Annotated in this window: 23 protein-coding genes and 1 riboswitch; of the genes, 9 read left to right on the forward strand and 14 right to left on the reverse strand. The window is 73.9% G+C overall.

Annotated elements, in window-relative coordinates:
* Nucleotides 1–114: 114 nt before the first annotated feature.
* Nucleotides 115–735 (reverse strand): L-threonylcarbamoyladenylate synthase, encoded by a 621-nt coding sequence (locus tag SM793_RS21970; RefSeq protein WP_320439961.1) that lies wholly within the window; start codon nt 733–735, stop codon nt 115–117.
* Between the two features lie 94 nt (nt 736–829).
* Here SM793_RS21970 and SM793_RS21975 point away from each other — a divergent pair, with 94 nt between their 5' ends.
* Nucleotides 830–2,140, forward strand: coding sequence for a cytochrome P450 (locus SM793_RS21975; protein WP_320439962.1), 1,311 nt, complete (start codon nt 830–832; stop codon nt 2,138–2,140).
* Nucleotides 2,141–2,193: 53 nt separating this feature from the next.
* Here SM793_RS21975 and SM793_RS21980 read toward each other — a convergent pair whose 3' ends face one another.
* From SM793_RS21980 to SM793_RS22000, 5 genes are all read right to left on the reverse strand, one after another.
* Nucleotides 2,194–2,565 (reverse strand): hypothetical protein, encoded by a 372-nt coding sequence (locus SM793_RS21980; protein WP_320439963.1) that lies wholly within the window; start codon nt 2,563–2,565, stop codon nt 2,194–2,196.
* Between the two features lie 161 nt (nt 2,566–2,726).
* The gene (locus SM793_RS21985; RefSeq protein WP_320439964.1) at nt 2,727–3,386 is read right to left on the reverse strand and encodes a DUF6058 family natural product biosynthesis protein; all 660 of its coding nucleotides are present in this window, start codon (nt 3,384–3,386) and stop codon (nt 2,727–2,729) included.
* A 59-nt stretch (nt 3,387–3,445) separates the two neighbouring features.
* Nucleotides 3,446–4,789, reverse strand: coding sequence for an MFS transporter (locus SM793_RS21990; RefSeq protein WP_320439965.1), 1,344 nt, complete (start codon nt 4,787–4,789; stop codon nt 3,446–3,448).
* 198 nt (nt 4,790–4,987) lie between these two features.
* Nucleotides 4,988–6,148, reverse strand: coding sequence for a ThiF family adenylyltransferase (locus SM793_RS21995; protein WP_320439966.1), 1,161 nt, complete (start codon nt 6,146–6,148; stop codon nt 4,988–4,990).
* A 271-nt stretch (nt 6,149–6,419) separates the two neighbouring features.
* Complete coding sequence (locus tag SM793_RS22000) at nt 6,420–8,573, reverse strand: prolyl oligopeptidase family serine peptidase (RefSeq protein ID WP_320439967.1); 2,154 nt, start codon at nt 8,571–8,573, stop codon at nt 6,420–6,422.
* A gap of 356 nt (nt 8,574–8,929) precedes the next feature.
* Between SM793_RS22000 and SM793_RS22005 the strand changes: the two genes are divergently transcribed.
* Entirely contained in the window at nt 8,930–9,655 is a 726-nt protein-coding gene (locus SM793_RS22005; RefSeq protein WP_320439968.1) for a VC0807 family protein, read from the forward strand.
* A gap of 99 nt (nt 9,656–9,754) precedes the next feature.
* On the opposite strand, the gene SM793_RS22010 is transcribed toward SM793_RS22005, so the two are convergent.
* Both SM793_RS22010 and SM793_RS22015 read right to left on the reverse strand, forming a co-directional pair.
* Nucleotides 9,755–10,597, reverse strand: a complete 843-nt coding sequence (locus tag SM793_RS22010) for a CbtA family protein (protein WP_320440017.1) — start codon at nt 10,595–10,597, stop codon at nt 9,755–9,757.
* A gap of 52 nt (nt 10,598–10,649) precedes the next feature.
* Complete coding sequence (locus SM793_RS22015; RefSeq protein ID WP_030394041.1) at nt 10,650–10,874, reverse strand: CbtB domain-containing protein; 225 nt, start codon at nt 10,872–10,874, stop codon at nt 10,650–10,652.
* A gap of 60 nt (nt 10,875–10,934) precedes the next feature.
* A riboswitch (cobalamin riboswitch) is annotated at nt 10,935–11,021 on the reverse strand.
* Between the two features lie 173 nt (nt 11,022–11,194).
* Here SM793_RS22015 and SM793_RS22020 point away from each other — a divergent pair.
* Nucleotides 11,195–11,830, forward strand: coding sequence for a histidine phosphatase family protein (locus SM793_RS22020; protein WP_320439969.1), 636 nt, complete (start codon nt 11,195–11,197; stop codon nt 11,828–11,830).
* Here the strand turns inward: SM793_RS22020 and SM793_RS22025 are convergent.
* Nucleotides 11,827–12,381, reverse strand: a complete 555-nt coding sequence (locus SM793_RS22025; RefSeq protein WP_320439970.1) for a GNAT family N-acetyltransferase — start codon at nt 12,379–12,381, stop codon at nt 11,827–11,829. The genes SM793_RS22020 and SM793_RS22025 overlap by 4 nt on opposite strands.
* A 242-nt stretch (nt 12,382–12,623) precedes the next feature.
* Between SM793_RS22025 and SM793_RS22030 the strand changes: the two genes are divergently transcribed.
* On the forward strand, nt 12,624–14,129 hold the full coding sequence (locus SM793_RS22030; protein ID WP_320439971.1) for an APC family permease: 1,506 nt from the start codon (nt 12,624–12,626) through the stop codon (nt 14,127–14,129).
* 158 nt (nt 14,130–14,287) lie between these two features.
* Nucleotides 14,288–15,925: an amidohydrolase gene (locus SM793_RS22035; protein ID WP_320439972.1), complete on the forward strand. Its 1,638-nt coding sequence runs from the start codon at nt 14,288–14,290 to the stop codon at nt 15,923–15,925.
* Nucleotides 15,926–16,031: 106 nt separating this feature from the next.
* Here the strand turns inward: SM793_RS22035 and SM793_RS22040 are convergent, their stop codons facing one another.
* On the reverse strand, nt 16,032–16,712 hold the full coding sequence (locus SM793_RS22040) for a TetR/AcrR family transcriptional regulator (protein WP_320439973.1): 681 nt from the start codon (nt 16,710–16,712) through the stop codon (nt 16,032–16,034).
* Nucleotides 16,713–16,820: 108 nt separating this feature from the next.
* On the opposite strand from SM793_RS22040, the gene SM793_RS22045 reads away from it, so the two are divergent.
* Nucleotides 16,821–17,930: an FAD-dependent oxidoreductase gene (locus SM793_RS22045; RefSeq protein WP_320439974.1), complete on the forward strand. Its 1,110-nt coding sequence runs from the start codon at nt 16,821–16,823 to the stop codon at nt 17,928–17,930.
* 137 nt (nt 17,931–18,067) lie between these two features.
* Here the strand turns inward: SM793_RS22045 and cobF are convergent, their stop codons facing one another.
* Nucleotides 18,068–18,829 (reverse strand): precorrin-6A synthase (deacetylating), encoded by a 762-nt coding sequence (gene cobF / locus SM793_RS22050; RefSeq protein WP_320439975.1) that lies wholly within the window; start codon nt 18,827–18,829, stop codon nt 18,068–18,070.
* A 318-nt stretch (nt 18,830–19,147) separates the two neighbouring features.
* Between cobF and SM793_RS22055 the strand changes: the two genes are divergently transcribed.
* From SM793_RS22055 to SM793_RS22065, 3 genes are all read left to right on the forward strand, one after another.
* Complete coding sequence (locus SM793_RS22055) at nt 19,148–19,354, forward strand: hypothetical protein (protein WP_320439976.1); 207 nt, start codon at nt 19,148–19,150, stop codon at nt 19,352–19,354.
* A gap of 303 nt (nt 19,355–19,657) precedes the next feature.
* Nucleotides 19,658–20,113, forward strand: a complete 456-nt coding sequence (locus tag SM793_RS22060) for a hypothetical protein (protein WP_320439977.1) — start codon at nt 19,658–19,660, stop codon at nt 20,111–20,113.
* 127 nt (nt 20,114–20,240) lie between these two features.
* Nucleotides 20,241–20,843 (forward strand): hypothetical protein, encoded by a 603-nt coding sequence (locus tag SM793_RS22065; protein WP_413816012.1) that lies wholly within the window; start codon nt 20,241–20,243, stop codon nt 20,841–20,843.
* 6 nt (nt 20,844–20,849) lie between these two features.
* Here the strand turns inward: SM793_RS22065 and SM793_RS22070 are convergent, their stop codons facing one another.
* From SM793_RS22070 to SM793_RS22080, 3 genes are all read right to left on the reverse strand, one after another.
* Nucleotides 20,850–22,502: an amidohydrolase gene (locus SM793_RS22070; RefSeq protein ID WP_320439978.1), complete on the reverse strand. Its 1,653-nt coding sequence runs from the start codon at nt 22,500–22,502 to the stop codon at nt 20,850–20,852.
* On the reverse strand, nt 22,502–23,380 hold the full coding sequence (locus SM793_RS22075) for a PaaX family transcriptional regulator C-terminal domain-containing protein (RefSeq protein ID WP_320439979.1): 879 nt from the start codon (nt 23,378–23,380) through the stop codon (nt 22,502–22,504). Before SM793_RS22075 ends, SM793_RS22070 begins: the two co-directional genes overlap by 1 nt.
* An 88-nt stretch (nt 23,381–23,468) precedes the next feature.
* Entirely contained in the window at nt 23,469–24,230 is a 762-nt protein-coding gene (locus SM793_RS22080) for an Asp/Glu racemase (protein ID WP_320439980.1), read from the reverse strand.
* Nucleotides 24,231–24,237 lie beyond the last annotated feature (7 nt).

The following is a 24,237-nucleotide window of genomic DNA, read 5'->3' on the forward strand; positions in this document are numbered from 1 at the left end:
GCCTGAGGCCGGGAGCCTCAGGCCCGCAGACCGCAGACCGCAGACCGCAGACCGAAGCCCGGGGCCCGGAGCCCACCGCCCCTCGGGCGGCGGGCCCCGCTCGGCCCCGGAACGTCACTCGAAGCGGCTGGGGTCGCCGGCCCCCCGCCGGACGATCTCCGGCTCGCCCTCGGAGAAGTCGACCACCGTGGTGGGCACCGTGCCGCAGTCGCCGGAGTCCACCACGGCGTCCAGCACGTGGTCGAGCCGCTCCTTGATCTCCCACCCCTGGGTCATCGGCTCCTCCTCGCCGGGGAGGAGCAGGGTGCTGGAGACCAGCGGTTCGCCGAGTTCGGCGAGCAGCGCCCGGGTGACGGCGTGGTCGGGGATCCTGACGCCCACCGTCTTCTTCTTCGGGTGCATCAGACGGCGGGGGACCTCCTTGGTGGCAGGGAGGATGAAGGTGTAGCTGCCCGGCGTCGCGGCCTTCACGGCGCGGAAGACGTTGTTGTCGAGCTGGACGAACTGCCCCAGCTGCGCGAAGTCCTCGCACATCAGGGTGAAGTGGTGGCGCTCGTCGAGACGCCGGATGGACCGGATCCGGTCGAGGCCGTCACGGTTGTCCAGCTGGCAGCCCAGCGCGAAACAGGAGTCGGTCGGGTACGCGATCAGGGCCCCGGAACGGAGACTGGCCGCCACTGTGCTGATGGTGCGCGGCTGGGGGGACTCTGGATGCACGTCGAAGTACTTCGCCATTGGCCGACCCTACGGGATCCCGGCGACCGGCGGGCGCAGCCGCGACGCCCCGCCTTCTGGCGGTGCGCCGGAGCGCGGCGTACGGTCCCTCGGTATGGCCATCGACCAGGCGCGGGCGAACCGGATCTTCCTCCCCGGCACCTACGCCGAGGGCGTGCCGTACGAGCTGTTCCGCGAACTGCGCGCCGAGACGCCGGTCTGCTGGGTGGAGGAGCCCGCGGTGGGTCCGTGGCCCGCCGGACCCGGCTACTGGGCGGTGCTGCGGCACGCCGACGTCAAGTACGTGCTGCGCACGCCCGAACTGTTCTCCTCGCACCTCGGCGCGACCCAGATCCGGGACCCCGACACGGCGGCCGACCTGGACTTCGCCCGCGCCATGTTGCTCAACCAGGACCCGCCCGACCACGCCCGGCTGCGCCGCATCGTCGCGGGGGCGTTCACCCCGCGCGCCCTGCGCGAACTGGCCGCCGGCATCGAGCGGCACGCCGCGGAGGCCGTCCGGCGGGTGCGGGTGCGCGGCGAGGCGGACTTCGTCCGGCTGGCCGCCGACCTCCCGGTGCGGACGCTGGCCCGGATCATGGGCGTTCCCGAGCAGGACCGGCTGCTGCTGCGGGACTGGGCGGACCGGGTGATCGGCTACCAGGACGCCGACCACGCCGACTCCGCCACGGTCGACCCGGCCACGCTCTCCGACCTCGGCCGTGCCGCGCTCGCCCACCGCCCCACGGCCCGTACCGCGCCGGACGGACGCCCGGTCAACCCCCGCTCGCGCGCCGCCCTCGCGGACATGTTCGCCTACGCGCACGGGCTCGCCGAACGCCCCCGCCCCGGAAGCGTGCTCGCCCGGATGCGCGAGGGCGGCCTCGGCCCGGCGGAGTTCGAGACGATGTTCTTCCTGTTCGCGGTCGCGGGCAACGAGACGGTCCGCAACGCCCTGCCGGGCGGTCTGTACTCCCTGCTCACCCATCCCGCGCAGTACCGGCTGCTGCTGCGGCGACCGGAGCTGACCGACTCGGCGGTCGAGGAGATGCTGCGCCACTGGCCGCCGGTGGTGGACTTCCGGCGCACCGCCACCCGGGACGTCGAACTCGGCGGCCGGTGGATCCGGCGGGGCGACAAGGTGGTGGTGTACCACGCGTCCGCCAATCGGGACGGGAGCGTGTTCCCGGACCCGGACCGCTTCGACATCACCCGGACCCCCAATGACCACGTCAGCTTCGGCCATGGCCCGCACTTCTGCATCGGCGCCCGGCTGGCCCGCCTGCAGATGGCGGCGATGCTGCGGCACGTCCTCACCGGCCTGCCCGGACTGGAACCGGCCCCCGGTGCGGCGCCCGTCCGGCTGGTGTCCAACTTCCAGAACGGGCTCAGGCGCCTGGACGTGCGGTGGAGCCGGCCGGACTGATGCCGGGCGCGGCATCGGTTCGGCCGGTCCGGCCGGTTCGGACCCCCGGGGGCTCAGCGCTGGCAGAACACCTTGGACGTGGCGGTGAACCAGCCGCCGGACTGCCGGACGTCGGAGGCGAGGCGGTAGCACTGGCTGCGCTGCCAGCCGGCCGCCTGGGCGTACGACAGCGCCACGTTGGTCGCGCTCTCGATGGCGGCGCCCATCGAACCGCCGGTCCCGCTGCCGGTGAAGGTCGCCGTCTCGGTCGCGGCGACCGCCCGGCCCGAGGTGGTGGTGAGGGCGGCGGCGCCGGTGGTGGACGCCTGGGCGGCGCCGACGCCGCCCAGGAGGCAGGCCGAGGCGGCGAGGGCCACGGCGGTGACGCGCAGACGGATCGCGGATGTGCGGACCGGGGACGTGCGGATGGTGGACGTGCGGCTCATGGGGACTCCTCGATGACGGGTCGCGGTGGCGACGCTCGTGGACGCGGGGCCCAGTCTTGCCGCGTCCGCCACGGCCGACCAACGGGCTTCGGCCTCCGTCGAATCCGGACACGGGCCGGGTCCGTCGGTCCGTTCGTCGGTCCGTCCGGTCGCGCGGTGGGTCAGTCGCGCGGGTGGTCGCGGCGGACGGCGTCGATGCAGGTGTCCCTGGAGACCGGTCCGCCGAAGCGGAGGCGGTCGTACGCGGTGAACGGCGGTTCGAGGGCGTCGAGTTCGTCGATCATGGCGTGCAGGTCGTGGAGGGCGGGCAGGTCACGCAGGCCGGGCAGTCGGTCGGAGGGCCCGGCGGTGGGGCGGGCGAGGGCCTCGGTGATGCCCCGGACGAGTTCCGCCTTGCGGCGCATGGTGACCGGGTGGAGGCGGTGCAGACAGACGTTCTGGCCGCTGAGGTACGACTCGTACTCCTCGGCGCCCTCCTCCCGGTCCTCCCAGTGGCCTTGGAACCAGTCCGGCAGCTTCGCCAACCCGCCTGCCTCGTCGACGAGTTCGAGGAGGTCGGGGGCGACCATCTCGGTGCCGTCGGAGCGCAGGTAGCCGGGCAGCGGGAGGCGGCCGGCGAGCATGTGGCCGCGGACCTCGTCCGGGTCCTGGCCGTGGCGGGCGCAGAGCGGTTCCAGTGGGGAGAAGTGCCGGTCGACGTAGGCGTCGTCGGCCTCGGTCATCGGGTGCTCGCCGTTGACCTCGAGGTAGCGCCGGGCGAGCCGCGCCTTCGGCGTGCCCGTTCCCGCGCTGCTGGTCCCCGTCGTTCCGGTCTCCGTCATGCCGGGCCCTCCTTCGGACGCCGTGGTGTCCCCGTCGCGCCGGTCAGCCGGTCAGCCGGTCAGCCGGCCTCGACCGCGTCGGCCTCGGCGGAACCGTCGCCGGTATCGGTGCTGCTGTTGCCGCTGCTTTTGCCGCTGCCGCTGCTGCTCCCGGTGCCGTGCGGGCCGGCCCCGGGGCCGGGGTCGATGCGCACCACGGGGGAGAACGCGGTGCCGAGGAACACTACCGCCTGCACCACGGCCGCGCACACGAAGAGCGTCCGGGTAGGGGAGGTGCCGGAGACCAGTCGGCCGCCGAGCACCGCGCCGAGCGGGATGGTCGCGTAGGCGGCGGCCCGGCTGACCGACACCACCCGGCCGATCACCTCGGAGGGCACCACCTTCTGCCGGGCGGTGAACCAGCTGACGATCACCAGCGAGGTGGCGACGCCCTCCACGCCCCAGGCGATCAGCACCGCCCACCAGGTCGGCACCAGGGCCGGCAGGACCATGGTCGCCCCGGACAGGCCCATGCCGAACGCCAGGAGCGGGCCCAGGCGGTAACGGTCCGTCAGGCGGGGGGCGAGCACTCCGCCCACCACGGCGCCGAGGCCCTGGGCGCCGAGGACGAGGCCGAGCACGACCTTCGGCTTCTCCTCGACCTCCAGGACGAGGTAGAAGAGGCTGCCCTCGACCGTCCACGCGGCGAGGTTGGACAGGGCCATCAGCACGGTGCCCCAGAGCACCGCCCGCATGGTCCGCAGTGCCCGCAGGCCGTCGGCGAAGTCCTTGGCGATCCGGGCCGCCGTGGTCGGCCCCGCGGCGGGGGCGGGCGTGGTGGAGATGGCGGTGATCAGCAGCGCGGAGGCCCCGAAGGAGAGCGCGTTGACCAGCGCGGAGACCGGGACGCCCAGCGCCGCGACGGCGGTGATGCCGGCCACCGGGCCGATGAAGCCGAGCGCGCTGTCGACCGTCTGGGTCCAGGAGTTGACCCGGGCGAGCCGCTGCTCGGGTACCACGTCGACCAGGAAGCCCTGGAACGCCGGGAAGTAGAACGGGCGGACGCAGGCGAGCAGGAACGCGCAGAGGTAGATCGCGGCCAGCGGCGGACGGTCGAGCGTGGCCAGGGCGGTGACGGCGACTGCCAGCACGGCGGAGGCGAGGTCGCAGAGGATCATCACCCGGCGGCGGTCGAACCGGTCCGCGATGACGCCGGCGAAGAGTCCGATCACGATGTACGGAATGAACTCGATCGCATAGGCGAGGGCGGTCGAGGTGGCCGATCCGGTGATTTTCAGGACGAGGACCGGAATGGCCAGCCGGTAGATCCAGTCACCGATGCCGGAGACCAGGAATGCGGCGCGCAGGCGGATGTCCGCCGGGCCCGGGGTCGGACGTTCCTCGATCGGCTTCGCGGTGGGCACCGGCGTTCTCCTATGCACTTTTTCGATGGCTGGTCGGCGGAAAGTAAAAGGATGTTCCGGAATTCTTCCGGTGGATCGCCGAAATCCCGGCGGGCGCCGTCGGTACGGCGTTCCCGCCGGGGTTCCCGGCCGGTCGCGCGGTCACCGGTCGTGGGCCGTGGGCCGCAGATCCGGGTCCGGGATTCCGTGGGTCGCGGGTCAGAAGGGGAGCTCCTCCCGGTCGACCCGGGTCAGCCACTCGGCGCCGGCGGCGGGCCGGGCGTCACGGCAGACGGCGCAGTCGGGGTCGCGGGTCCAGGTCTCGGCCTGGCGCACCCGGGGGTTGTGGAAGGTCTGCTCCAGCAGCCGGCCCACCGCGAGCGGCGGGCAGACCCGGGAGGCCAGCCGGACCATCTCGGAGACCATGTGGGCGGCGGCCACCACCACCAGCCCGTTGAAGGCGGCGGTGTCCTCGCCGTAGGCGCTGCCCTCGCGGTCGATGTCGTCGAGGACGTCGAGCACCATCCGCGAGGTCGGGTCGTCCCGGCGGACCTGCCCGTACCAGCACTCCACGCAGCCGCTGACGCCCGGCACCATCGTGTAGTGGATGGCCCGCTGGGTGTCGACGCCGCCGCCGATCAGGGTGGCGCCGGCCCGGACGCAGCCCTCGTTGAGCCAGTGCGCGACGTGCACCTTGGGGCGGTCGACCACGGCGATCACGATGTCCCGGTCGTGCACCACCGCGTAGACGTCGTCGGCGGACATCAGCTTGGCCTCGACCGCGTCGACCCGTACCCGGCTGTTGAGCCGGCGGGCCCGCTCGGCGGCGACGTGGACCTTGGTGCGGCCGACGTCCGGCTCGCCGTAGATGATCTGGCGGTTGAAGTTGGAGACCTCGATCTTGTCGAAGTCGACGATCCGGATGTCCGTGAAGCCGATCGCGACCAGGTCGATCAGGGTGTGCGAGCCGATGCCGCCGACGCCGAGCACGGCCACCCGGGCGTCGCGGACGCGGCGCTGGAACTCGTACTTGGAGGTCCCCAGGGAGGCGTAGGTCTCGAAGAAGCCCAGGTTGTTGGACCAGCGCTCGCGGGCGGCGGCGTCGAAGTCCTCGCCCCGGTCGGCGGTGTCCTGCACCAGGCCGGTCGCGTCCAGGTCGTCGACGGCCTCGCGCACGTCCTCGGGGGTGAGGTCGGGGTAGTCGGCGCTGAGGTCGCGGTGGACGTCGTCCAGGTCGCGGCTGCCGTCCAGGAGCTGCAGCAGCCTCAGTACGCGGCCGTCGGTGTCCTCCAGCGAGGTCAGCTCACCGCCGAGGCGGAAGTGGACCGAGCCGTCGGAAACGAAGTAGGGGATGCTCGTCTTGAGCGCGGGACGTGCCACGGATACCCCTCGGGGACTGGGCGGCGGAAGTCATGGAAATACCGGGTCCGGGAATTTGCGGAGGAGTTCCGGACGGGTGCGGCGGGGCGTCGTTGTGAAGGAAGCCCCGCCGCATTTCAGGCTCAGCCCTTGGCGGTGCTGGCGGCGCTGCTGTAGCGCTTGGTGGACTTCTTGATCATTGGAATCACCTCCCCCCTCCGATCGGACTCCATGCTATTCATCGGGGAACTTCCCGGACAAGATGTAAGAACACCTTTTCGCGGGGTGATCTTCAAGTGCCGCTGGAACGGACGGAAAGTCCCAGGTATTCGGCCTGGAAAGCCAGCACATCGGCGAAATAGGCGAGCCGCCCGGTGCGGGCGCGGGCCCCGTGCCCGACGCCGGCCTCCTGGCGGAGCAGCACCGGGCGGCCCGAGGACGTGGCCCGCTGCAACGCGGCGCACATCTTCCGGGCGTGCAGCGGGTCGACCCTGGCGTCGTCCTCGAACGCGGTCAGCAGCACGGCCGGGTAGGCGGTGTCCGCCGCCACGTGGTGGTACGGCGAGTAGCCGAGCAGCCAGCCGAGTTCCTCCGGGTCCTCCCGGGTGCCGAACTCGTCGGTCCAGTAGGGGCCGTAGCCGGTCAGCTCGTAGCGGGCCATGTCGAGCGGGGCGGCGGTGGCCGCCACCGCGGCGAACAGTCCGGGGCACCGGGTCATCGCCGCGCCGACCAGGAGGCCGCCGGCGCTCTGGCCGAACGCGCCGAGCCCGCCGGGCGGACAGAGCCCCCGGTCGTGCAGCGCGCGGGCGGCGGCCAGGAAGTCGTCGACGCCGTTCTGCTTGTGCTCGCGCATCCCGGCGCGGTGCCAGCCCTCGCCGTGCTCGCCGCCGCCGCGCACCCGGGCCACCGCGAACTGGCCGCCCAGGCCGGCCCAGGCGAGCGCCGCGGCGTAGTAGTCGGCGACCTGGGGCTCGCCGAAGGCGCCGTAGCCCTGGAGGACGGTCGGCAGCGGGCCGGTCGGGCGGTCGGCGGGCCGGGTGAGCAGCACCGTCACCTCGGTGCCGTCCGGGGAGGCGCAGCGCAGTTCGGAGACCAGGACGGCGGGGATGTCCGGGGTGCCCGGTGCCCGCCACACCCCGGTCGTGCCGCGGCGGGCGTCGTAGTGGTGGACGGTCTCCGGGGTGGTGGGGTCGGAGTAGCTGAACCACGCCTCGTGGCCGCCCTGACGGAAAGTCAGGTCGGTGACGACGCCGGTGCCGGGCAGTGGGAGCGTGCCGAGCGGTTCGCCGGTGCGCAGGTCGTGCCGGGTGATCCGGCCGTGTCCGCCGGCCGAGCGGAGCACCAGCAGCAGCGGGACCGGCAGCGCGGGGTCGTCGAGGACGGCGAAGGACTCCAGTACCTCGTGCTCGTGCTGCGGGACGAGGGTGCGCGGCCGCTCCGGCGCCGCCGGGTCCAGGACCAGGATCCGGCCCCGGTCCGCGTCGAGGTCGGTGAGCACGTACAGCAGGCCGTCGGTGGCGGGCCAGGGGGAGCTCCAGCCGCCGTCCAGGGCGGTCAGCGGGCGCCAGTCGGGCTTCTCCGGGGTGCCGAGGGACAGGTCGGCGATCCGGACGTGGTTGCCGCTGGAGAGCCCGTCGGCGGTGGCGGCGACCAGCAGCCGGCCGTCCGCGCCGAGCAGGACGTCCAGCTCGGGGGCCGGTCCGTCGGCGGCGTCGTGCTCGTGCTCGTGCGCGTGTTCGGGTCGGTCGGCGGCTCCGTCGGCGGGTCGGTCGGCGGGTGCTGCGGCGCCGGGGACTTCGATGTCGTCCGCCGGGTGCTCGCCGATCCGGTGCAGGAACAGCCGGGCGCCGTCGCCGCCCGGGCCGCCGCGGACGTGGTAGAAGGCGTCCGGCCCGCCCGACCAGGCGACGTTGCCGTACGGGCAGCCGGTGATCGGCCCGTCCACCGTGCGGCCGGTGGCCACCTCGAGCACCCGCAGGGTGTACTCCTCGGCGCCGCCCTCGGCACTCTGGACGGCGACCAGCGCGCCGGTCGGGTCGGGTGTCCAACCGCCCAGCACGGTACGGCCGGTGGGATCGTGACGATGCGGGTCGAACAGGATCCGGCGGCTGCCGGAGGGGTCGGCGACCGCCAGCGAGGGGTGCTCGTCCGCAGGCCCGCGGACCGTGAAGAAAGCCAGGCCGCCCGCGAGTTGGGGCGAGGTCAGGTGCTCGAAGGCGGTCAGCCGGGTCATCGCGGCCCGGAACGCGCCCACCGCCGGCCAGCCGTCGCGCAGCCGGTCGAACAGCCGCCGCTGGCCGGCCGACCACTCCCGGGTCGCGGGGGCGTCGGCGTCCTCCAGGGCACGGTACGGGTCCGGGACGTCGCGCCCGCCCAGCCGGTCGACGGTGTCGCCGGGTGCGACGGGCGGGTATTCCGGCCTCCCGGCCGGGTCGATCGGCAGCATGGCCCCCTCCAACCGGCGTGCGGACGGAACGGAGATCGCCACTCGGGGGCGGGCCGCGGACCGGCCGCCGTCGAGAGCGCCGACATCCTAACGACGGTTTCCGCGTACTCGTCAATGGCCTTGCCGTGAAAGGCCTTTCGGCCGAACGGCGGGCCGGGTCGGGCTCCGTCGATCGGTGCACACGCACCAATGACGCGGACCTGGGTGTTCGGCGGCCGGTCGCGTCCGGCGGTCGCCGACGGGGGCCGCCGACAGGTCGTCGACGACCTGTCGGGCGCGGCGCCCGCGCCGTAGCGGGCCCGACGGGGGATCCGCTAGAGTCCCCCCGCCCATCATCAAGATCATCGGGGGAAACCTTGCCGTCCGAGGCAACGAAGGAGCGCGGCGGTGCGAACGCACTCGGCTGGGCGCTCACCATCGGTCTGAACGTCGTCGCGCCGATCATCACCTACAACCAGCTCACCGACCACGGCTACGGTGAGTTCACCGCACTGGTGATCTCGGCCGTCTGGCCCGCCGTCGATCTGGGGATCCACCTGGCGTGGCAGCGGCGGGTGGACGAGTTCGCGGCGGTGTCGCTGCTGTTCCTGGTGCTGACCGTCGCGGTCACCCTGGCCGGGCCGGCCGACGCGCACTTCCTGCTGGTGAAGGACTCGGTGATCACCGGCCTGTTCGGAGTGATCTGCCTGGCCAGCCTGGCCGCGTCCCGACCGCTGATGTTCTACTTCGGCCGCAAGTTCGCCACCGACGGCTCGGCCGGGTCGCTGGAGCGCTGGGAGGGGCTCTGGGCGCTGCCCGGGTTCCGCCGGGTCCAGCGTCACCTGACCATCGGCTGGGGCGTGGCCTATCTGCTGGAGGCCGGGCTGCGGGTCGGGCTCTCGTACGTGCTCGACACCGACGCGATGCAGGCGCTGAACACGGTGCTGTCGCTGGGTGTGACCGCGCTGCTGATCACCTGGACGATCGCCTACGCGAAGCGGGCCCGGGCCCGGGGCGCGGCGGCCGGGGCGGAGCGGGAGGCGGCGGCGCGGGTCGAGGCGGCGCGGGTCGAGGCGGCGCAGGCCGAGACGGCGACGGTCTGACCCGGCGGTCGGACGACGCCACCGCACCACGACCCGACCCCGCCGGCGCGCCTTCGGCGGGGTCGAGTCGTGGTGCGGTGCGGTGGGGCGAGGGCCGGGTCAGACCGCCGGGGCGGCGAGCGGAGCCCGTTCGGCGGCCGGTGCCGCCGGGGCGAGGGCACGGTCGGCCAGGGTGCCGAAGAGCAGGGCGAAGCCCGTCCACAGCACCACCTGGAGGCCGATCGAGGCGAGCCGGAAGTCCCACAGCAGCGCGGCGGGGAAGCCCTCCGGGATCGCGTCGTCGTTGGGCGGCAGGACGAAGGCCAGCACGGCCATCACCACGGCGTAGCCGAGGCCGGCCGCGACGGTGGCGTTCCAGGTGCCCAGGCGCGGGGCCAGGCGCTTGCCGAGGATCACCGCGGCGACGCCGATCAGCACACTGAGCGCGATCATCAGGAAGAACAGCGCGGTGCGCTTCCCGATGGTGTCCGGATCGCCGACCGCCGGCGGGTTCGCCGGGTACTTGAGGAACGGCACGAAGTAGACGGTGACGAAGGCCGCGCCCGCGACCAGCGCGGCGGTGGCCCGGGGGCCGAACCGGCCGACCCGGCCGAGGGCGAAGCAGAACGCCAGCGCGGCGATCCCGCCGACCGCGACGCCGTACACGAGGACACCGGTGGCGAGACCGGCGGTGGACTGGAGGTCCCGGCCGACCGGTTCCTCCTCCCCGCCTCCGGCGTCGGCCCCGTGCTCGTGCGCGGTCGCGTCCTCGGTGCCACCGGCCGCGGCGCCGCCGCCGTGGTCGTGGTGCCCGGCCGGGGCGGAGTGGGCCTGCTCCTGCGCGATGGAGTCCGAGACGGGGCCCTCGCCGACGGTGTAGGCGAAGACGAAGGCCACCAGCCCGGCTATCAGGCCGGCCAGCAAGCCGCGCAGCAGCAGCCTGCCGACGGTGCCGGACGGCATGGTTGCGGAGTTGTTGATCGCGGAGTTGCTCATCGGTGCGTGTTCTCCGGGATCAGTGGCAGGGGAAGCCGAGCAGGTGCCGACCGTCGTGCACCCATTCGTGCACCGTCGCACCGGAGAAGACCGAGGTGGCGCCCTGCTCGGCGCCGACGAAGTAGAGCAGGACCAGCATCAGGGTGCCGAGGAAGAGCGCCCAGGGCAGGATCGCGCGGATCGGCAGCGATGCGGGGGCGGAGCCGGCCGAGGGCAGGCTGGGAGACAAGACGGACTGGGCCATGGCAGGACCTCCTGGGGAAACACGCGTCCCGTTCGGTGGATCTCGGACGACGGCCATCGGGTCTGACTTGCCGGGCACCGCCGTTGCGTGAGGCGGCCTGGTCCGGCATACAGTGGCGCGACCGTGCCGGATTCACACCGGACTTCCGTCTCGCCGTCGTCTTCAGTTGTCGGGGAGACCGTAGCGCCCGGTGCCGACGGCGCCAAGGGCGTGCACGGAATCGTTGTCGTGGCGCGACCTGCGGATTCGCGCGCCGGGAGGGCGCGGAGCACCGTGCTCCGAGGGCCCCCAAGGGTGACAGGTGTACGAAGGGGAGTCGCGTGACGGTACGGGTGATTTTCGTTTCCCCGGCGATCGGACCCGAGCTGCGGCAGGCGCGGTTCGCCGACGAAGCCTCCGCGTACCAGGGTGGCGGGGCGGACGGCCTCGACACGGCGGACGACGGCGGTGGTACGGCGGACGCGGGGGACGCGCTGGACGAGGCCGGGGTGCGCGCGGCCCGTGCCCTCCGGCCGGACCTCCCGGCGGCGTCCCACCGCTTCGTCTCGCCCTCGGCCCGCTGCCGCCGCACGGCCGCGGAACTCGGCCTCGCCGACGCGGTCGCCCAGCCCGCGCTGCGCGGCTGCGCGCCCGGGCGCTGGCGCGGGCGGACCCTCGACGAGGTGGCCGCCGAGGAGCCGGAGGCGGTGATGGCCTGGCTCGCCGACCCGTCCGCCGCCCCGCACGGGGGCGAGTCGGTGCGGCAGCTGTGCGCCCGGGTCGCCGGGTGGCTGGACGGGACGGCGGCCGGACTCACCGGCCGGGTCCTGGTGGTCGCCGAGCCGGACGCCGTCCGGGCCGCGGCCGTGCACGCGCTCGGTGTCCCCGACCTGGCCTTCCGGCGCCTGGACGTGCCCCCGCTGGCGGTGGTCGAACTGACCGGCCGGGCCGGCCGCTGGAACCTCCGGCTCGGTTAGGGCTTGCCCAGGTCGAGCCGCCAGTCGTTGGAGCGGATCGGGTGGCCGGGCGGGTACTCGAAGTCCTGCGGCCCCATGAGTTCGAAGCCCGCCGCCCGGCAGACCGCGTTCGACGCCGGATGGTCCACCGAGGGGAAGGCGTGCAGGTGGCGGTGCAGGCCCTCGGCCCGGGCCAGCTCCGCCACCGCGCGGGCCGCGGCCGTGGCCACGCCCCGGCCCTGGAAGGCCGGCAGCACGGCCCAGCCCGTCTCGTACACCTGCTCGCCGGCCCACTCGTGGTCCCAGAAGCCGATGGCCCCGGCCGCCGCCTCTGCCGCTCCTGTCGCCTCCACCGCCCCCGTCGGCAGCAGCACGATCCGGAACATCCGCCCCGCGCGGGTGCCGTCGGCAGTCAGGTCGACGTACCGGCGGTGGCGGCGGGCGAGTGCCTCCTCGGACTCCGGACCGCCGAGGTGGGTCATCAGCTCCGGTGCGTTGAGGGCGTGCAGCAGCTCGGCGTCGCCCTCGGACCAGGGTTCGAGGCGTACGGCGGGGGTGCGGTCGTCGTCCATGGCCGTACGGTAGCGGCCCCCTCCGACAAGCGGCCCCGGGTCCCGACCGCTCGCCCCGTATGCGAGCAGGACCGGTTCGCCGGTGCGGATCAGCGCGCCCGGCCCCGGGCCCGCGGGCGCCGCCGGAGCCGGGCCCGCCGGTGTCCTTATGACAACAGCATTGACGTGTCTCTCGGCCGCCGGTTTCATGGCTCGCACTTCACCCCCACCCCCACACCCCCCACCAGCAAGGCGGTGATCCCTTGGCATCGACGGCGAAGGTCATGGGCAGCGGTCCGAGAGCGGACAGCAGCGGCCCCCAGGACTCCATGCCCCGCTCCCTCGGCCTTCTCGACGGGGCGGCGATCGCCGCCTCGAGTACCGCCGCGACCAGCAGTATCGGCATCGGCCTCGGCCTGATGGCCGGCGTCGTCGGGCTCCACCTCCCCGCGATCATGCTGCTGGCGTTCCTCCCCGTGCTGGCCATCGCCGGCGGCTACGGGCGGCTGAACCGCTCGGAGCCGGACGCCGGCAGCAGCTACAGCTGGGTGGGCCGCACGCTCAACCCCTGGCTCGGCTTCCTCACCGGCTGGGTGAACACCGTCGGCACCGTGGTGTTCATGGCCTACACCACGACCGTGACCGGCTCCTCGATCGTCCAACTCCTCGACGAGGCGCACCTGCGCAGCGTCGCCGGGCTGCGACTGGACGCCGACTCGACCGTGCAGTGCACCCTGATCGGCCTGGTCGTCCTGGTCGCCGCCGCGCTGGTCGCGGTGCGCGGACTCGGCCTGGCCGCCCGGCTGCAGAAGGCGCTGCTGGTGTTCGAGTACGCGGTCCTGCTCGGCTTCTGCGGCTACGGGCTGTTCGCCGGCGACCAGCCGTTCTCGCTCGACTGGTTCAACCCGCTCACGATCCCGTCCTTCGACGCCGTCGCCCAGGGCATGGTGCTCGCGGTGTTCTGCTACTGGGGCTTCGAGTCGGTGTTCAGCGTCGGCGAGGAGGTCCACGACCCCCGTGACGCCTCCCGCGCCGGCACCCTCGCCCTGGTCGTGATGCTGCTGCTGTTCCTGCTCGCCGGCACGGCCTTCCAGCGGGTGCTGCCGCTGGACGAACTCGCGGACAACGGCGCGCACGGCCTCACGTACTTCGGCGCGCGGCTCGCCGACCAGCCACTGGCCGCACTGCCGCTGATCGCGCTGATGTTCTCCGCGGTGGCGTCGCTGCAGTCCTCGGTGATCCCCACCGCCCGCGGGCTGTTCGCGATGGGCCGGGACGGCGTGCTCGGCCCGGTCTGGACCAAGCTGCATCCCAAGCACCGGACGCCCGCGGTCGGCACCCTGCTGATCACCGCGGTCGCGGTGGCACTGGCACTGTGCTCGGTCGTCATCCCGACCGTCAACGACCTCATCTCGGCGGCCGTCAACGCGATCGGCATCATCGTCGCCCTCTACTACGCCCTCACCGCGGTCGCGGCCGCCGTCCGGTTCCGCCACCTGCTGCGCACCGACCTGGTGGAGGGGCTGCGCGCGGTGGTCGGCCCGCTGCTCGGCGCGGCGGTCCTGCTGGTCGTCGGCGGCTACCTCACCTGGACCTTCTACGACTCCACCGACCACTTCGAACTCTCCGCCGACAACGGCTGGTTCGAGCTCACCGTCGTGGTACTGATGATCGTCACCGGCCTGCCGGCGGCGGCCTGGGCGCGCTGGCGGCGCCGCTCGGCGTACTTCCTCGGCGAGGCCGCGGGCACACCGCCCGAGAAGGCCTGAGCACACCCGGGGGCGCGGGCCCGGTGCACCCCCACACACCGGCCCGCGCCCCCGCCCACCGCACCGGGCAGGCGGCACGCAACGCGCAGCACCTGGCACCCAGCACCCAGCACCCAGCACCTGGCACACCCGCACCATCCGAGAACGGAGCACCACCCATGACCAAGGCCGATCTGGTCTTCACCCGCGGCCCCGTGCACACCGGCGACGCGGCCCGCACCCGGGCGACCGGTCTGGCCGTCACCGGCGGACGGATCACCGCCGTCGGCCACGACGAGGTCCGGGACCTGATCGGCCCGGACACCGAGGTCGTCGACCTCACCGGCAAGCTGCTGCTGCCGGGCTTCCAGGACGCCCACATCCACGCCGTCTTCGGCGGCACCGAGCTGGCCGTCTGCGACCTCACCGGCACCGTCGGCGTGGCCGACTACCTGGAGCGGATCCGCGCCTACGCCGACGCCAACCCCGACCAGGAGTGGATCACCGGCAGCGGCTGGTCGATGGAGAGCTTCGAGGGCGGCCTGCCGACCCGGCAGCTGCTCGACTCCGCCGTCCCGGACCGTCCCGTCTACCTCACCAACCGGGACCACCACGGCGCCTGGGCCAACACCCGGGCGCTGGAACTCGCCGGCGTCGACCGCGACACCCCCGACCCGGCGGACGGCCGGATCGAGCGCGAGGCCGACGGCACCCCGAGCGGAGTGCTCCAGGAGGGCGCCACCGGCCTGGTGGCCCGACTGGTGCCGCCGATCACCGCCGCCGACCGGCTGGAGGGGCTGCTGCGGGCGCAGCGGCTGCTGCACTCGCTCGGCATCACCGGCTGGCAGGACGCGCTGCTCGGCGAGTTCAACGGCCAGCCTGACCCCTCCGACGCCTACCTGGCCGCCGCACGCTCCGGCGCGCTGACCGCGCGGGTGAACGGCGCGCTCTGGTGGGAGCGCGAGCGGGGCGCCGAGCAGATCGCCGAACTCGTCGAGCGCCGCGCCGCGTCGGCCCACGGCAGGTTCCGGGCCGGCTCGGTGAAGATCATGCAGGACGGTATCGCGGAGAACTTCACCGCCGCGATGACCAGCCCCTACCTGGACGGCTGCGGCTGCGCCACCGCCAACTCCGGCCTCAGCTTCGTCGATCCGCTCGCCCTGCGCGAGTACGTCACCGAACTCGACGCGCTGGACTTCCAGGTGCACTTCCACGCGCTCGGCGACCGCGCGGTGCGCGAGGCCCTGGACGCGGTCGAGGCCGCCCGCGCCGCCAACGGCCGGCGCGACAACCGCCACCACCTCGCCCACCTCCAGGTGGTCCACCCGGACGACCTGCCCCGGTTCGCCCGGCTCGGCGCCATCGCCAACATCCAGCCGCTGTGGGCGGCGCACGAGCCGCAGATGGACGAGCTGACCATCCCCTTCCTCGGCCCGGAACGCGCCTCCTGGCAGTACCCGTTCGGCGCACTCCTGCGGGCCGGTGCCACCCTGGCGGCGGGCAGCGACTGGCCGGTGAGCAGCCCGGACCCGCTGGCCGGCCTGCACGTCGCGGTCAACCGGCGGGAGCCGGAGACCGAGGACGACCGGGTGTTCCTGCCCGAGCAGCGGCTCGACCTGGCCTCCGCGATCGCCGCCTACACGGCGGGCACCGCCCATGTGAACGGCCACGACGACGCCGGGGTGCTCGCGCCCGGCCTGCTGGCCGACCTGGTCGTCCTGGACCGCGACATCCTCACCGGCCCCCCCGAGGAGATCGCCGCAGCCCGGGTGCTGCGCACCTACGTCGGCGGCGAACTGGTCCACGCCACCGACTGACGCCACGTCAACTACCGTCCGGGCCCCGGGATTCCACTCCCCGGGGCCCGTCGCGCTCCGGCCGGCGCGAGCGTCGACGTGCCCCGCGCCCGCGTCGGAGGGCATGTCACCGCGAGAGGTGGGCCTCGATGCCGTCGAGCACGAATTCGAGACCGATCCGGAAGGTGTGGTCGGCGTCGAGGTGGGCGGCATCGCGCACCACCGTGGCCAGCGCGGGAAACCGGCCGGTGGCGAAGGTGCGTTCCAGGTAGGGCCCGAGCGAACTCTGCCACTGCCTCTCGTCCATCCCGGTGGCCCGCTCGGCCCGCCGCTCGGCGATCTCCCGGCGCACCGCGCCGATCACGTACGCCTTGACCGCGGCGACCACCGGCATGACGGCGTCCACGTGGATCTCGCCCAGGGCGGCCACCAGGGTCTCGCCGCCGGCCAGCGCCTCCGGCCCGAGCTGGGGTCGGCCGCCCAGCAGATCGGCGAGCCATTCGTGCTCGTGGGCGGCGCTCCGAGTGGCCTCGGCGTGGGAGCGGAGCACCTCCCGCCAGTGGTCGCCGACCGGCCGGATCCCGGCGTGGACGGCGTCGACCATCAGGTCGAGCAGCTCCTCCTTGCCGGCGATGTAGCCGTACAGCCGCATCGGACGGACGTCCAGCGCGGTGGCGACCTTGCGCAGCGACACCGCGTCCAGGCCGTCCGCGTCGGCCAGTCGAATCGCCGTACGCACGATCTGTTCCCGGCTCAGCTGGGCCGGTACGGGCCGATTCGGCGGCTCCGGCCTCTCCCACACCAACATGCCGCTCACCATACAACGCATTGCACGATACAGTGTATCGACCAGTACGGCGTATCGAGGCCCGGGTGCATCGAGGTGCCTCAATGTGTCCCGGAGGGGGAGGCAGTCATGACCATCGCCATCGTCGGAGCCGGCCTCGGCGGCCTGGCGCTCGCCCGGGTGCTGCACGTGAACGGCATCGGCTGCGTCGTGCATGAACGCGAGCCGTCACGCCGTGCGCGCGGCCAGGGCGGCATGCTCGACATCCACTCCGGCCAGCGGGCGTTGCGCGAGGCCGGTCTGATCGACGAGTTCTTCGCGATCGCCCGCGGTGAGGGCCAGGACATGCGCCTGCTGGAGCCGGACGGCACCCTGCTGCTCCAGGAGGACACGCCTGACGACGCCCCGCTCGCACGGCCCGAGGTCGACCGCGCCGACCTGCGGGACCTGCTGCTGGACTCCCTCCCCGAGGGCACGGTGCGCTGGGGGCACGCGTTCGAATCCGCCGACAGCGGCCTGCTGCGCTTCGCCGACGGCAGCAGTGCGACGTACGACCTGCTGGTCGGCGCGGACGGCGCGAACTCCCGGGTCCGCGCGCTGCTCACCGACGTCCGCCCGGCGCACACCGGCCACAACGTGGTCGAGATCGGTATCCCCGACATCGACCGCACCCATCCGGACCTCGCGGCGATGGTCGGGCGCGGCACCTACTGGGTGCTCGGCGACGGGCTGTCCCTGGCGGCGCAGCGCAACGGCGACGGCCGGGTCCGCATCGGCCTCGGCTTCTACGACACCGCCGAGGACTGGTTCGCCACCAGCGGGATCCCGTTCGACGACCCGGCCGCCGCCCGGGCCCGGCTGATCGACCTCCTCCCCGGCTGGCACCCGCGCTTCGCCGCGCTGATCGCGGCCTGCGACGACATGATCGTGCCGCGGTCGATCACCACGCTCCCGGTCGGCCTGACCTGGCCGTCGACGCCGGGCGTCACGCTGGTCGGCGATGCCGCGCACCTGATGCCGCCGGTGGGACAGGGCGCCAACATGGCGCTGCTCGACGGCGCACTGCTCGGTCTCGCGCTCGCCGCACGCCCGGACGACTTCCCGGCCGCCGTCGAGGAGTACGAACGCGAGATGTTCGAGCGCACCGCCGCTGCCGCCCGGATGTCCACGGACATGCAGGAGATGCTGAGGGCACCGGACGCCGCCCGGAAGATGCTCGCGTTCTTCCAGCCGGGCTGACAGCGGCCGGACCTGCCGGTCCCGGTCCGTGGAGAACACGGTGGAATCCGCTGCCCGACCGGCGGTTCGCCTCTGGGTCGGCCCGTCGCTGCCAGGAGACCCGCGGTTGGACGGAGACCGGGGCGGGGGCGGCGCGGTCAGTCCCCGGTGCGGCGCAGCAGGTAGGTGTCCATGATCCATCCCTTGCGCTCGCGGGCCTCGCCGCGCAGCCGGGCGATCTCCGGCGCCGCCTCGCCGAGCGGACCGGAGACCAGGATCTCGTCCTCCCCGCCCAGGTAGGCGCCGTAGTGGATGTGCACGCCCTCGGGGTCGATCCGGCCGAAGGCGGCCTGCCCGTCGAGCATCACCACCGTGTCCTCGGCCCCCGGCGGGAAGCCCTCGGCGGCCAACCGGCGGGCGGTGGTGATCCGCACCGGGCGGCCGACCCGGGTGAGCGTGGTGCGGTGCCGGGCGGCGAGCACCGAGACGCTGCTGATGCCCGGCACCACCTCGTAGCCGAACGCGCCGGGGTCGGCCGCCAGCACCTCGTCCAGCACGGCGGTCACACTGTCGTACAGGCTGGGGTCGCCCCACACCAGCAGCGCGCCGATGCCGTCCGGACCAAGCTCCTCGCCGACGAGCCGGCCGACCAGTTCGGCCCGGCGGCGGCGCCAGTCCTGGACGGCCTCGGTGTAGGCCGGAGTGGTCCGGTCGCGCTCGGCGTCCGGCACCTCGACCACCCGGTGACCGGGGCGGGCATGCTCCTCGATCATCCGCCGGCGCAGCCGCATCAGGTCCTGGCGCTGCTCGTTCTTGTCGAGGAGGAGGAAGACGTCGGTGCGGGCGATGGCCTTGACCGCCTGCAGGGTGAGGTGGTCCGGGTCGCCCGCACCGATGCCGATGACGTAGATGTGCCGCATGCCCACGATTCTGCCCGGTCGGGCCGCGTGCGGGGTAACGGGATCCCGGGCTTCCGGATCGGTGCTCCGGGCGACCGGGCCGTCGAGGCGATCGCCCGCGAAGTCGAGGAGGAGACCGGCTGGCGGCCCGGCCGGCCCCTCGCAGGCGGCACTTTCCTGCTACCTCGGCCCGCACCGCCTCGCCGGTGCGGGCCACTGACCGGCGCCGCCAGGAGCCCGCGGTCCGGTTTGTGGATCGGCCAGCATCTGCCGGACCATTGAAGGCCGGTGGGGCCGCACCCGGCGCGGCTCCACGTGGTCCTGGCTATGGAGGATGCGATGACGGACTGCGCGAACTGCCACTCCTCACCCGCGGCGATCGAGGACATCGAGGTGGAGCCGCCACGGCCGTGGTGCCTCGGGTGCGCCACCGCCCTGGTGCGAGCCGGTGATCCGGTGCTGCGCTACCGCTCGCTCGGTGAGGGGCGGGACGAGTACGCGCGGGTGCTTTCGCGCGGCAGTACCGCAGCGGTGCGGTTCGGCTGACGTCGGACAGGGTCACTGGTCACAGGTCCATCACATTGCCCACGCAATGTGATCCCCTGCCGCTACGGTCCCGACAGCAGCCACCGCACCTCTGGGGATCACATGCGCCGCACCCTTCTCACCTCCGTCGCCGCCGGCCTGGCCGTCGCAGCCCTCGCCGCGTGCGAGCCGGCGGACACCGTCAGCAGCAGTGGGCGGAGTTCCGTCGCTCCGGCGGCAACCACGCCCGGAGCGCCGCCAGTTGCCGCACCGGCTCCTGCTGCCGGTCAGGCGAAAGCCGCTACTCTCCCCGCTTTCGTCGGCATGGGTCTGCAGTCCGCCCAGGACGCCGCGCAGAAGGCGGGCTTCTACCTGCTCACCAGTCATGACGCGCTCGGCCGGTCCCGCAACCAGATCGACGACCGGAATTGGAAGGTCTGCACCCAGACGCCGGGGCCGGGCGAGCAGGCCACCGGCGCGAAGGTCGACATGGGGGCGGTGAAGCTGGACGAGCAGTGCCCCGCGCAGGACCAGGGCGCGGGCGGTCCCACGAAGGCCGGCGCAACGATGCCCGACTTCAAGGGCAAGGCCGTGTCCGTGGTGCACGACTCCCTCGACCGGGCGACATCGATCAGCGCGAAGGACGCCACGGCACAGAACCGGATCATCGTCGTGCAGTCGAACTGGCAGGTGTGCACCCAGGATCCGGCGCCGGGTGCCGCTCTGAACGGGCAGCCGGTGACGGTCAAGGCCGTCAAGTTCGGCGAGTCCTGCCCCTGACACGGCACCGGGCCGGCGCGACCTCGCTCAGGCCGACCGATGACCCGGGGGCGGGGTTGGAGAAGGCCGGCCACCAGACGGTGTGCCACCGGCTCAGCATCCAGCAGTCGCCCGGTAGCCTGCCGGGGTGCACGGGTTCGGGGTGACGGAGTTCCAGTTGGTCCTGCTGCGGCGGATGGCGGACTTCCGGCCGGAGTTGGTCGAGGACGCGGTCCGCCGGCTGGGGGAGACCCGGGCGGGGATGCGGGAGGCGAACAAGCGCTGGCAGGCGATGCTCAGGGCGCCGGGGTTCCCGGGCGGCGGGCGTCGGTACACCGCGGTGCTCGGGCCGCCGGAGGCGGTGGTGGCGCGGCGGATCGGGGACCTCGTGTGCTCCGCCCGGCAGTGGGCGCTGCCGCTCTGGCCCGGGTTGCGGTTCGAGGTCCTGACCGGTCCCGCCGAGGCGGGCGCGCCGGTGCTGAACGCCTGGCTGGTGCGGGCTGCGGACACCCCGCCGCCGGTGCTCCGCACGCTCGCCGACCTGCGGCCGTGGAGCTGTGTGGTGGCCGATCTGGGCGCGGCGTTCCCGCCCGCCGTGCCGCGCGAGGGCAGCGCGCCGAACCGGTTCCGGCTGGACTTCACCGCCCCGGACGCCGACGGCCGCCCGCAGGCCCGCACGGCGGACTTCACCTGGGGCCTGCTCCAGGAGGTGCGGCCGCTCGACGACCCCACGCGCACCGCCCCGGACTGACGCGCCTCAGCGCCGGTGCACGGTGCGCCCGCCGACCACCGTGCGGTCGGGCAGCAGGGTCCGCAGCTCCTCGACCGGACAGGTCAGCGGGTCGGTCGGCCACAGGGTCAGATCCGCGAACGCGCCGGGCCGCAGGGCGCCCCGCTCCACGCTCTCCCCGGTCAGCCGGGCCGCCGCCGAGGTGTGCAGGGCGATCGCCTCGGACCGCTCGATCGCGTGTTCCGCCCCGACCACCCCGGCCACGGTGCGGCGGGTGGTCATGCCCCAGACGGACAGCATCGCGCCGTACGGGCCGACCGGGAAGTCCGAACCGGCGGCCAGCATCGCGCCCTCGTCGAGCCATTCGCGCAACGGGAACAGCGCCCGGGTGCGCTCCTCGCCCCAGGCCCGCCGCTGGGTGGGGGCGCCGTCGTGCAGCAGCGGGTGCTGCACGGTCACCGGGATGCGGAGGGCGACGGCCCGGGCCCGCTGCTCGGCGCGGGCGAGGCCGCCGTGCTCCACGACCAGGGTGCCGGCGGGCAGTCCGGGGCGGCGCGCGAGCACCTCCTCGAAGACGTCGAGCAGGGTGCGCAGGCCGCGGTCGCCCCAGGCGTGCACGCCGACCCGCAGTCCGCGTCCGACCACCCGGTCCACGGCCTCGGCCAGCTCCTTCGGCTCCCACAACAACCGGCCGTGGTAGCAGGGCTGCCCCTGGTACGGCTCCTCCAGGGCGCCCGCCTCGAAGCCGCCGTCGATGCCGAACTTGACGCCCCAGACCGAGAGTCGGTCGTCCTCGTGGCCGGCGGCCCGCCAGGCGTCGACGCGGTCGAGCAGGGCGTCCACCTCTTCGGGGGTGCGGACGGCGAAGCCGGAGACCAGCGCCCGGACCCGGACGGCGAGGGCGCCCTCGGCGCGGGCGGCGCGCAGCACGTCGAGGTCCTCGACCGGGACCAGGCAGTCGCGGACGGTGCCGATCCCGGTGGCGGCGTAGGCGGCGGAGGCGGCGCGCAGTCCGTCGATCCGCTCGGCGAGGCCGGGACGCGGCAGGACGCGCTCGGCGAACTCGATCGCCTTGTTGATCAGGCGGCCGGTGGGGCGGCCCTCGGCGTCGCGCTCGATCACGCCGCCGGGCGGGTCGGGGGTGGCGGCGGTGATGCCGGCCAGCCGCAGCGCGGCCGAGTTGAGCACCATGTTGTAGGCGCCGCGGCGGACCAGGACCGGGTGGCGGTCGGTGGCGGTGTCCAACTCCTCGGTGGTGGGCATCCGCTGCTCGGCGAGGTTGAGCTCCTGCCAGTTGACGGTGGTGGTGATCCATTCCCCGGCGGGCGTGGTGGCGGCGCGTTCGCGGACCAGGGCGAGGAATCCGCCCAGGTCGGTGGCGCGGTGGACGGGCACGCCGTGCACGCTGTGTCCGGCGAGGATCAGATGGGTGTGGGTGTCGTCGAAGGCGGGCAGCACGGTCGCCCCGGGCGCGTCGACGACCTCGGTGGCGGGGCCGATCAGCCCGTCCAGGCCGTGCGGGTCGGCGGCCAGCGCGGTGATCCGGTCACCGGTGACGGCGACGGCGCGCCGCGGCGGCTCGCCGGGGACGAGGGTGTGCACGGCGGCCGCGCGCACCAGCAGGTCGGCGGGGGGCTGGTGGGGCTGGTGGGGCTGGTGCTGGCGGGGCTGCGGGGTCATCACGGCTCCTGGCGGTGGTGGGCGGCGGTCACCAGCCCGGTGACCTGTTCGACGTGGCGCAGGCTCGGCCCGGCGAGCAGCGTGTGGAGGCCGGTGAAGACGGCCCGGGCCGCGACGGCGTTCCAGTCGGGCGGCAGCAGCGGGGCGGGCAGGCCCGGGTCCAGGTAGGGCAGCCGCCGCCACTGGGTGAGCATCGGGACGTAGTCGCGGAACGCCTCGGCCGGGGCGGGGTCGGGAACGTCGGCGCCGGGGTCGGGGTGCCCGCTGCGGGCGGCGAGGACGGGCCGCCAGGTGTCGGTGAACGCGGCGTACTGGCCCTCGATGGCGGGGAAGTCCCACCAGGCGGCGACGGCGGTGCGCAGATCGGTGAACCCCGCGTACTCGGCGGAGAGGAAGAGGTGGACGTACGCGTCCAGGCCGAGGCGTTCGAGCAGGCGCCGGGCGTCCGGCAGGACCCGGGCGGGCGCCAGCCAGACACCGGGGGCGGCGTTGCCGAAGCCGAGCCAGCTGAGCCGGGAGCGCAGGGTGTGGCGGTGGGCGCGTTCGGACTCGGGGACGGAGAACACGGCCACCACCCAGCCGTCGGCGAGTTCGGCGGGCTCCAGGCTGCGGAAGATCCGGCGATCCCCCTCCTCGAACACCGGGCCCATCGCGGGGGAGAGGCGGTAGCCGGTGCCGGACCCGCCGCCGCGCTCCTGGAGCAGGGTGCCGGCCTTCTTGAGACGTGAGATGGCCGAGCGGACGGCGGGTGCGTCGACGTCCAGCTCGGCCATCAGGGCGATCAGGTCGGCGATGGATATCCAGCCGCCGAGACGGCGGACGAACTCGCCGTAGACGGTGTGGATCAGCGAGCTCGGCCGGGGCGTGCTCTCGGTCATCCGGATCTCCTCCCGACGGCTCGTGGTGATCATAGCGGTGGCATCCGGCGGGGTGCTCGGGCTGCCGCGCAGCCTGGCCCGGGCCGGTTCAGGCCTCCGCGAACGCCCCGGAGAGCAGGTGGCCGGCGCCGGGGGCGAAGGCCGGCAGGCCGAGGGCGCGCAGCAGCTGGTGGGCGGTGCAGACGGCCGCCGAGACGACCGGTTTGCCGAGCCGCTGCTCGGCCTCCTCGATCGCCGACAGCGAGGGCATCTGCACACAGGCGGACAGCACCACCGCGTCGGCCCGGCTGTGCGCGAGGCCGGCCGCGATGGCCGGCAGCCGCGCCGGGTCGTGGGCGGCGACGTCGAGGTTGTCGGCGATCTCCAGGGCCGCGAAGTCCACCACCTCGATGCCCTCGTGGCCGAGGTAGTCGACGACGGTGCGGGCCAGCGGGCGCAGGTAGGGGGTGACGACGGCGACCTTCCGGGCACCGATCGTGTGCAGCCCGGTCACCAGCGCGCCGGCGCTGGTGACCACGGGCGCGGCGGCGCCGTTCTCGACGGTGCGCCGGTGCAGCCGCTGTTCGGCCTCCCGGTGGTAGCCGGGACCGGTGGCCATCACGGCGACCAGGCAGGCGTAGCCGAGCACATCGACCCGGGCGTCCGCGAGTTCGGCGGCGCACCGGTCGGACTCGGCGTCCATGGCGCGCAGTTGCTCGGGGGTGACCCGGGTCATCCGCATCCGGCTGGAGTGGAAGGTGAAGCGCTCGGGCGCGACCCGCTCGCGGGCCCGCAGCAGGGCGGGGACCTCGGTCTCCATGGTGACGTTGGAGCTCGGGACGATCTGGCCTATCCGGTAGCTGGTGGTCATCGGGGCG

Source organism: Kitasatospora purpeofusca, from assembly GCF_034043715.1.
In the GTDB taxonomy this organism is placed as follows: domain Bacteria; phylum Actinomycetota; class Actinomycetes; order Streptomycetales; family Streptomycetaceae; genus Kitasatospora; species Kitasatospora purpeofusca_A.